Here is a 10,033-nt window from a genome sequence, read left to right as displayed (position 1 = left end):
CCTGACCAGCGGCGAAACCTATTTTTTTCGCGACAGCGGCCAGCACAGGCTCCTCCAGGAGAAAATCCTTCCCGAACTACTTGAGCGCCGCGAGCCAGAGCGCTCATTGCGTATCTGGAGCGCCGCCTGCTCTAGCGGCGAAGAGGCCTACTCTCTGGCCATCCTGCTGGATGAGCTACTGGCCGACCAGTCGCAATGGAATATCCTCATCCTCGCTACCGACATTAACCGGGAGTCTATCCTCAAGGCCCAGCGAGGAATCTATACCGAATGGTCTTTTCGCGGCATGAGCGCCGCGCGCCGCGAACGCTATTTTCACCGCCAAAAAGATAGCTGGGTGCTCGATGACAGCATTCGCCGGCGGGTGCGGTTCCAGAGCGGAGATCTGGTGGCGGATGTGATCCCCGGCACTGAGGGCGAGGTCCATGACATGGATCTGATCCTCTGTCGCAACGTCTTCATTTACATGCCCCCCCACGTGGTCACCACCATCGCGGACAAGCTCACGGCGACCCTCACTACCGGCGGCTTCCTGGTGACCGGCCACGGCGAACTCTACACGCACCATTTGGGCCAGCTTCGCGCCAGGGTCTTTCCCGAGTCGGTGATCTACCAGAAAGTTGTCGAGCCTTTTTTGGCCCAATCCCCGGCAGTGCCGGTGACAGCGCTACGCTGCCGCCCGGCGCGCAGGCTTCAGGAGCAATCCGCGGCAGCGCCTGTGACAACACCCCGCTCCGTGACAGCAAAGCGAGCAGCGACACCGCCTGCCGGGCGCAACGCCGGGGCGGAGGCTCCAGCAGCGCAAAAACTCGCAGTGGAGAGCGACCAGCCCCGGGGTGATTCGGACATCCTGCTGGCCTGGCAGTACGCCAACCGGGGCCAGCCGGAGAGGGCTGCAGAGGTATGTAGCGCCATGGTTGCCCGAAACCCGCTGGACCCGGACCCCCACTACCTGATGGCGCTGCTGGCCCAGGAGCGCGAGGAATTTGCCGCCGCCAAGGAGTTGCTGAAGAAGGCCATCTACCTCGATCACTCGTTTATCGGCGCCTATCTCGACCTGGGCGATCTCTACACACGGGAAGGGGACGGGGCGAGGGCCACCAGGATGCGCGCCACCGCACGGGACTTGTTGCGGGGGCTGCCGGGCAATGAGCTGGTCAGGCTGTACGGCTCGTCGACGGCGGCGGATGTACTACACTATGTGGAAAACCTGCTGAGCTCCAGCCGCCCGTGAGCGGAAATCAGTGGCCAGTTGCCCACAGCTTTGTGACAGCGGAGACGGTGAAAATGGATGTTGCGAAAGCTGCGGAACAAAAGCAATGCCCAGGCCCGGGAGACCATCCCCTCATGGTGTTGCTGGTGGACGACCAGTCTTTCGTGGCCGAGATGCTGCAGCGCCTGCTTATCAGTGAATCGGACATCAATTTCCACTATTGCGACGACCCCTCCCAGGCCATCAAGACCGCGGAGCAGATTGGCCCGACAGTGATCCTGCTCGACTTGATGATGCCGGAGATGGATGGCATGACTCTGTGCCGCTTCTTTCGCGCCCATCCCTCCACCCGCGACATCCCCATCATCATGCTGTCCGCCGAGGAGGATGCCATTACCAAGGCGCAAGCCTTCGAGGCCGGGGGCAATGATTACCTGGTCAAGCTGCCCGACTCGGTGGAACTGATTGCGCGCTTGCGATACCACTCCGCCGCCTATATCAACAAGCTGCAGCGGGACGATGCCTACCGCGCGCTGCGCGCCAGCCAGATGAAGCTGGAGGAGCTCAACCTGAAACTGCGGGAGCTGGCCAATTCCGACGGTCTCACCGGACTCGTCAACCGGCGTCACTTCGATGAGCGGCTTGCCGATGAGTGGATGCGCGCTATGCGCTACCGGCGGCCCCTCACCCTGATCATGTTCGACATTGATGCCTTCAAGGCCTACAACGACAGGTTTGGCCACCTCGAAGGCGACGAGTGCCTGAAACAGGTCGCTCGGGTCACACAACAGACCATCAATCGCCCGTCGGACACCGTAGCCCGTTACGGCGGTGAAGAGTTCATCTTTCTGCTGCCGGACACCGACTCCAGCGGCGCGCTGAAAATCGCCGAGGACCTTCGTGCCCGTGTCGAGGCTCTGCACCTGCCCAACCCCGGCTCCACTGTCAGCCCACACCTCACTATCAGCATCGGTGTCACCACTATTGTGCCCGGGATCAACTCGATGCCGGACGAAGGGATAAAGCTGGTGGATGGGGCCATGTACCAGGCCAAGAATGCGGGACGAAACCGGATATCTATCGCGGTACCTCCCCCCGACTGAACGCCGCTGGAGCCACCGCCATGACCCCCTATTTGCTGTTCAGTGTCGAGAGTGTGTGCTACGGCGTCGAGGCCGACGCGGTGCGGGAGATCGGCTGGTTGCCGGAGCTCACCCCCGCCGAAGGTGGGCCGCCCCATATCGCCGGCCTGGTCGACCTGCGCGGCGCGATCGAACCGGTGATGAACCTAGGACAGCGCCTCGGCCATCCCGCACCGGGCTACCAGTTGAGCGACAACATCGTGATGTTGCAGGCAGGCGGTGTGAACATGGGTATCGTTGTCAGTGAGGCCCTTGCGGTGGTGAACATCCCCGCAGCGGCGATTGAAACAGCGCCGCATTTCGATGCTGAGCCCGCCGGGAAAACCCGGTTCATTGCGGGCTATGCCAAGGTGGACGACAAGGTCATCACACTGCTGGATGTACAGCATCTGATACATGCTCCAGCACTGCCGGTATCCGGTGTTCCCGCAGGGGTTGATAGCTATTTCCACCCCGGCGCCTCAGCGGAGCAGCGCGCCATATTCCGCGAACGCGCCCGCAGGCTGGGGCAAGTAGCGGATGGCGCAGGCGCCGCCGAACGGGTGCCGCTATCCATTATCCAGCTCGGTGGGGAGTACTTTGGCCTCGGGCTGGATGTGGTGCGGGAGTTTTCCACTCTGCACCGCGTTATCCCCATTCCCTGCTGCCCACCCCACATTGCCGGCAATATGAATCTGCGCGGTGACATCCTGACCCTGGTGGACATCCGGCGGTTGTTGAACCTGCGGGGAGACAATTCAGCCACCGCCGTTGCGGTGATCGAGTCCGGTGATCTCTGCATTGGTGTGCCGGTGGACAGGGTGCTTGAAGTCGTCTACCTGCATGCCGGCGACATCGGGCCACTACCGGCGGCGGCACATGACGAGAAGAAGGAATACTGTCGGGGCGCAACGCGTTACGGCACGGAAATGGTCAGCGTCCTGGACATGCAGAAAATTCTCTCCCGGGGTGGACTCGAGGTAGAGGAAGAGGTGTAGGGATCGTCGCGGCCGCTGCGGTGAGCCCGGGTGCGGGCGGATTGAAAGATAGCCTGAAGAGGGATGAAAAATGTTTAACAATATGAAACTTCGTTATCGCATCCTGCTGGGCTATGCCGTGCCGCTGTTGTTGTTCATGGCGGTGGCTGCGGTGGTGCTTGTGGATGTCAGGGAATTGGCGGAGAGCACCGAGGCCTCGTCGCGGGCATACCAGCTGGAGAATCAACTCAAGGATGTGGAAATTGAGATCAATGAGTCCAGAAGCGCTGTGCGCGGCTACCTGCTGACCGGGGACCGCAAGTACCTGGAGAGGTTCGAGACCGCCAACAGTGATTTTGCGCTGGAAATGGCCGGGTTGAAATCACTGGCGCCAAGTGCCGAGATGGTGAATACCATCGAGAAAATCATCGAGTTGCACAGCGCCATCCTGGACCTCGACAGGCGATCCATCGCGCTTTTCAATGCGGAACAGGCGACTGCGGCCATTGACCTGATCAACGATGATCGCTCTGCCCACGAAGCCATCAAAGTGGTATTTCACGAAGCTGAGAACCGGCATAACCAATTGTTGAAGGAGCGCGAAAGCCTCCGGAAATCCACGGTGGAAGAAGTCTATTCGACCGTCTGGGGCGGCGTCCTGCTGGCGCTGGCCGCCTCCATCCTGATCGGGCTGTGGATGAGCGCCCGCATCAGTCGATCAATCAGGGAGCAAATCAGTTTGCTCAGCGCCTCTTCCACGGAAATTGCCGCCACCATGAACCAGCACGAGCGGACAGTGGGGGAACAGGCCTCGGCGGTCACCGAGGTCACGGCCACCACCGAAGAGCTCGGTGTCTCCTCCCAAACCTCGGCCCAGCAGTCGGAAAATACCGCCTCCCTGGCCAGCCACTCCCTTGAGCTGACCGAAGAGGGCATTGAACTGGCCGAGCGCTCCTGCAGTGGCATCACCCGGATGAAAGAGCGGGTGGGCGCTGTCGCCGAGCAAATCCTGCACCTCTCCGAGCAGGCCGGGCAGATTGGCTCAATCGCCAAGGTGGTGGGCGAACTCGCCAGCGAGACCAACATGCTGGCGCTAAATGCCGCAGTGGAGGCGGCCCGCGCCGGTGAGCATGGCAAGGGGTTCGCCGTGGTGGCATCCGAGATCCGCAAGCTCGCCGATGAGAGCAAGAAGTCGGCCGAACGCACCAATGCCCTGGTGGAAGAGGTGCAGCGCGCCATCAATACTGCGGTGATGGCGACCGACGAGGGCACCCAAACGGCAGCAGAAGTCGCCGCCAATGCTAAGCAGTCCGGTGAATCCTTTGCCGCCCTCGCCGAGGTGGCCAACCAGGTTTACGAAGGGGCGCAACAGGTGATGTTGAACAGCAAGCAGCAGTCCGGCGCCCTGACCCAGGTATCGGAGGCGATGAGAAACCTGAGCAACGGCTCGAAGGAGATCGCCGCGGGCACGGCACAGGCCAGAATAGGGGTGGTGAATCTAAACGAGGTGGCCCAATCCCTCAAGGCACTGGTGTGAACAGCAGCTGGTGGTATACGCGGATGTTGGAATAGCGATGATCGCAGACCGGGAATTGCGCGACCTGTTCAGGGTGGAGAGCGAGGAGCGCCTGCAGCACCTCGACGATGGCCTGCTGCGGCTGGAAAAAGCGCCCGGCGACCTCGCGGCGCTGGAAGCGCTGTTCCGGGAGGCACACAGTCTCAAGGGCGCGGCGCGAATGCTGGGGCTCAGCGACATCCAGTCCCTGGCACACCAGCTTGAGGATGCCCTGGGCCTGGCCCGCAAGGAAGAAAAATCACTGTCACCCGAGGCGGTGAATGGCATGGGCCAGACGCTGCTGGACATACGCCGACAAGTGAAAGCGGCTCTTGGCGAGGCGACCGCTGCGGAGGCGGCGGGACGCACCGAGGCGTTGCCGGCAGCTCCCCAGCCGACAGCGGAAGCGGTCCCGGCCACCGGGCCGCCGGGATCGACCCACGCGGAGGCCTTTCGCATTGAGACGATCCGCGTCGACCCCAAAAAGCTGGATGCGCTGCTGACACAGGTCGGCGAGCTGACGGTGACCCGGCACCGTTTGACACGCCGCCTGGCGGATATCGACGAGCTGTTTGATGCCTGTGACAACTGGCACAGGGCGCTGCGTTTGGCAAAAGACTCGCCCCAGACCGGTCGGCAAGTCATGCAGCAACTGGACTCGCTGCGGCAGCTGTTGACGCCCTTGCGCAGCCGCGCCGATGAGGACAGCGCGCGGCTGGATTTCATCGCCGACAGGCTCAACAGCGGTGTCCGCACCCTCCGCCTGTTGCCGATGAGCACCCTGCTGATGCTGTTCCCACGGCTGGTCCACGATTTGGCCCGGGATCAGGGCAAGGAAGTGGAACTGCTCATCGAAGGGGGTGATGTGGTTGCGGACAAGCGCGTCCTTGAGGAGATGAAGGACCCTTTGACGCATATTCTGCGCAATGCCATCGACCACGGCATTGAGCCGCCGGAACAGCGGGAAGCGGCGGGCAAGTCCCGGGTCGCGACGATTCGCATCCTGGTCAGCCAGAGTGCCGCCAGTATCACCATTGAAGTCAGTGATGATGGCCGTGGCCTGGACACCGAGGCGATCCGGCTCACGGCGCTGAGCCGCGGCCTGTACACCGAGTCGGAGCTGGCCAATGTGAGCGAGGTGCAGTTGCAGGAGTTGATTCTGGCGCCGGGTTTTTCCACCAACACGCTGGTGACGGAGGTGTCCGGCCGCGGCGTCGGCCTCGATGTGGTGCGCAACAATGTGGAACACCTCAAGGGAATGCTGCAGCTCGAATCCACATCCGGCAAGGGGCTGACTCTGCGGGCGCAACTGCCGATCTCGCTGGCGACCGGGCGGGTGTTGATCGCAGCAACCAACGGCCAGCGCTATGCTCTGCCGGTTGAGCAGGTAGCGTTCGCCCGCGCGGTGTCGCCGCAGCAGATCTATCTTATGGAGGGCCGGCAAACGGTCACCATGGATGGCCGACCGGTTTCCGTCGCCAGGCTCGATGAACTGCTGGAGATGGCGGTTTCCCCAGAAAGGGATATGTCCTCTGCGCTGGCCTGTGTGGTCTTGCGCGTCGGCGACCAACAGTTTGGCCTGATCGTGGATGCGGTCGTCGATGAACTGGAGGTGGTGCTGAAACCGCAGAGCAAGTTACTGAAAAGGGTGCGCAACATCGCCGGTGCCACCATTCTGGATACGGGGGAGGTATGCCTGGTACTGAACCCCCAGGACTTGCTGAAAACACTGTGCAAGCGTGCGGCGACGGGTGCTCCAATGGCGGCGGTCGAGACGCTGGCGGAGAAGAAAGTGTTGTTGCTGGCCGAAGACAGTATTACCACCCGCACCCAGGAAAAACGGATTCTGGAAGGTGCGGGTTACGAGGTGGTCACTGCAGTGGACGGAGTGGATGCCTTCAATAAACTCGGCAGCCGCGCATTCGATGCGGTGGTCTCCGATGTGATGATGCCCAACATGACCGGCCTGGCACTCACCGCAAAGATCCGGGCCGACAGCAAACACACCGAGCTGCCGATCATCCTGGTGACCTCAATGGCCTCGGATGAGGATCGGCGGCGCGGCCTGGAGGCGGGTGCCAACGCTTATATCGCCAAGCCGGAGTTCGACCAGCGGGTGTTGCTGGAATGCCTGGCCAGGCTGGTCTAGGGGTGGCCATGAGCGCTGTCGGCCGGAACCCAACATCCCCCATTCGCGTCCTGCTGGTGGACGATTCCCTGACGACACTCTTCTCTCTCAAAAAAATCCTTGCCCTCGCTGCGGATATACAGGTGGTCGGCACGGCCACCAATGGCAAAGAGGCGCTGGAGAAGATACCGCTACTGCAACCCGATGTCATTTGCACCGACCTGCAGATGCCGGTGGTGGATGGACTGGAGCTGACCCGTGCGGTGATGGAACAGTTTCCGCGCCCGATCCTGGTATTGAGCGTCGCAGTGCAGAAAAACCAGGCCGCCACGATTTTCAAGTTACTGGAGGCCGGCGCTATCGAGATCATGGCCAAGCCCCTGCGCAGGGAGGGGATGGAAGATGGACTGGATGCACGGGAACTCATCCGCAAGATCAGAATTCTTGCCGGCGTGGTGGTTATCCGCAAGCGCCGGAATGGCCTCCCGACAGCGGCAGCCGCTTCTGGAAATGGCCTGTCCTTGAGTGCCGCCGTGGTCCCCCAGGTTATCGGCATAGGCGCCTCGACCGGGGGGCCCCAGGCGTTTAGGGAAATCCTGACGCACTTGCCGGCCAACTTCCCGGTGCCGATCATTTGTGTTCAGCATATCAGTGCCGAGTTTATGCCGGGACTGGTTGACTGGTTGTCACCCCAGTGTCGCCTGACAGTAAAAATGGCAGAGCCCGGGGTTGTACCCCAGCCTGGCACCGTCTATTTTCCACCGGGTGATGCACATTTGCTGGTTGACGATCGCGGCATGCTGGCGTGCAGTAGCACCCCGATTCAGGACGGGCATCGCCCCTCCATCAGCGTGATCTTTAGCTCCCTGGCTCGCTATTACGGCAGCGGGGCCTGTGGTGTGCTACTCACGGGAATGGGGCGCGATGGCGTGGAGGGCATGCGCGCCATCGCCCAGGTGGGGGGGGCGACGATCTCTCAGGATGAGCAAAGCAGTATCGTCTTCGGTATGCCCAGGGAGGCCATCGCCGCCAATGCCGTGCGCTATGTGTTGCCGCTGACGAGGATCGCCCCCGCGCTGCTGAAATTACTGGCGATGAATGCCGATAATTCTGTGGAGTAAGCCTGCTCATCCCTCCCTCCCTTCCCCCCGTTGGGGGCGTGTCCGTGGTGGGCATTTGGCTGCTTGATTCCCGCCACCGCCGAGCTGTGGACAAAATGGCCCTATGCTGTTGAGATCGCCCGAAACGGGCTGGTATGTGGCGATCTCCCCGATAAGCGGTGATACTGTCGTGCTGCTGTTGTCTGATAGATGTCATGCCAGAGATGAGTCACGTGGTACAAATTCCTTTCGATAATACCTACCTGCATGTGGCGGAAGCCCTGTTTTCCCACCAATTGCCGACCCCGGTCAAACAGCCGGGGCTGATTCGCATCAACGAGGCGCTGGCGGAGGCGCTGTCCATCGACCCGCGACAATTGGCCAGTGCCGAGGGCATCGCGGTGTTGGCGGGCAATCAGATTCCCGAGGGGGCGGAGCCCATCGCCACGGCCTACGCCGGCCACCAGTTTGGCGGCTGGAATCCGCAGTTGGGGGATGGTCGGGCGATCCTGCTCGGCGAGGTAATCGGCAGGGACGGTTGCCGCTACGACCTGCAACTGAAGGGGGCCGGTGTCACACCCTTTTCGCGAATGGGCGATGGCCGCTCGCCACTGGGGCCGGTGTTGCGGGAATATATCGTCAGCGAGGCCATGGCCGCGCTGGGCGTGCCGACCACCCGCAGTCTGGCGGCGGTGACCACCGGCGAAAGGGTGGTGCGCGATGAATTCCTCCCCGGGGCCATTCTCACCCGGGTGGCGCGCAGCCATATTCGCGTCGGCACCTTTCAATATCTTGCCGCCAGGCAGGACTTCGACACCCTGAGACAGTTGGCCGATCACGTTATAGCACGCCACTACCCCGAGGCCGGCCGGGCCGATAATCCCTATTTGTCGTTGCTGGCCCAGGTCATTTCCGCCCAGGCGGGACTGGTGGCCCACTGGCAGTCCATCGGTTTCATTCACGGCGTGATGAACACCGACAATATGCTGATCAGTGGCGAGACCATCGACTACGGTCCCTGTGCCTTTATGGAGAACTACGATCCGGCGACGGTGTTCAGTTCCATCGACCAGGGCGGCCGCTACGCCTACCGCAATCAACCCGCCATCGCCCAGTGGAATCTCGTCTGGCTGGCGCAATCACTGTTGCCGCTGATCGATGCTGACGAAGGGTTGGCCGTCAAACAGGCGCAAGCAGCCCTGGATGCTTTTGGCGACCGGTATCTGGAAAATTACCAGCGGCGCATGTGCGCCAAGATCGGCATCGAACAGGTCGATGATGCCGCCAATGGACTGGTCTCCGAGCTGTTGTCACTGATGGCCGAGCAGCGCGTGGATTTCACCCTGGGCTTTCGGGTGCTGGCGGAGTGGCTGGTTTGGAATGGCGAGCGGGATGGCGATCTGGATGGAAAGTCGGGGGGTGAGGAGTATCGCAGCGCCGGGGCGATTGCCGCGGCCAGCCTCTACCCGCTGCCGGAGCAATTTCAGGGCTGGTTACAGCGCTGGCAACAGTTGCTGGGTATTGGCAGCATTCGAGGGAACCACCAGGTTCGGGAACAGAAGATCGACGCCGTGCGCAGCGCCATGCTGGCCTGCAATCCCGTGTTTATCCCGCGCAATCACCAGGTGGAGCGGGCGATTGAGGCCGGCAACATCGGTGATTTCGAACCCTTCCACAGGCTGGTGGAGGTGTTGGCTGCACCGTTCGAGTTCGATCCGGCGAAACAAGACTATGCCATGCCCGCGACGCCAGAACAGCGCGTCGCCCGCACCTTCTGCGGCACCTGAACCCCGCGCCCATCAAACGGGTCGACATTTCTTCGAGTACTTAGGGCCTGTTCACACTAATTTGGTTGCCTCTGTTGTGACTAAAAAAGCGCCAATCTAGGCGCGAGAAATGAATTTAGTGGTTCTAACTGAGTGACGAGCAACGACGAGTG

General features: G+C 61.7%; 7 protein-coding genes. All 7 read left to right on the top strand.

Annotated elements, in window-relative coordinates; all coding sequences use genetic code 11:
- On the top strand, window positions 1-1,234 hold a 1,234-nt coding region (locus ABY948_RS08580), incomplete at its 5' end, for a CheR family methyltransferase (protein WP_461482118.1).
- Between the two features lie 113 nt (window positions 1,235-1,347).
- Window positions 1,348-2,316: a GGDEF domain-containing response regulator gene (locus tag ABY948_RS08575; protein ID WP_461482117.1), complete on the top strand. Its 969-nt coding sequence runs from the start codon at window positions 1,348-1,350 to the stop codon at window positions 2,314-2,316.
- Between the two features lie 20 nt (window positions 2,317-2,336).
- The gene (locus tag ABY948_RS08570) at window positions 2,337-3,332 is read left to right on the top strand and encodes a chemotaxis protein CheW (RefSeq protein ID WP_461482116.1); all 996 of its coding nucleotides are present in this window, start codon (window positions 2,337-2,339) and stop codon (window positions 3,330-3,332) included.
- A gap of 82 nt (window positions 3,333-3,414) precedes the next feature.
- Window positions 3,415-4,848, top strand: coding sequence for a methyl-accepting chemotaxis protein (locus tag ABY948_RS08565; protein WP_461482115.1), 1,434 nt, complete (start codon window positions 3,415-3,417; stop codon window positions 4,846-4,848).
- Window positions 4,849-4,885: 37 nt separating this feature from the next.
- On the top strand, window positions 4,886-7,015 hold the full coding sequence (locus ABY948_RS08560) for a hybrid sensor histidine kinase/response regulator (RefSeq protein WP_461482114.1): 2,130 nt from the start codon (window positions 4,886-4,888) through the stop codon (window positions 7,013-7,015).
- Between the two features lie 8 nt (window positions 7,016-7,023).
- Window positions 7,024-8,115 carry a chemotaxis-specific protein-glutamate methyltransferase CheB gene (gene cheB / locus ABY948_RS08555; RefSeq protein WP_461482113.1) on the top strand — a complete coding sequence of 364 codons (1,092 nt, stop codon included), beginning with the start codon at window positions 7,024-7,026 and terminating at the stop codon, window positions 8,113-8,115.
- A gap of 203 nt (window positions 8,116-8,318) precedes the next feature.
- Window positions 8,319-9,881: a protein adenylyltransferase SelO gene (locus ABY948_RS08550; RefSeq protein ID WP_461482112.1), complete on the top strand. Its 1,563-nt coding sequence runs from the start codon at window positions 8,319-8,321 to the stop codon at window positions 9,879-9,881.
- Window positions 9,882-10,033: the final 152 nt, after the last annotated feature.

Origin of the sequence: Porticoccus sp. (assembly GCF_041592135.1) — a bacterium.
Taxonomy (GTDB): Bacteria; Pseudomonadota; Gammaproteobacteria; order Pseudomonadales; family Porticoccaceae; genus Porticoccus.
This window is presented reverse-complemented; position numbering and strand designations above follow the sequence as displayed.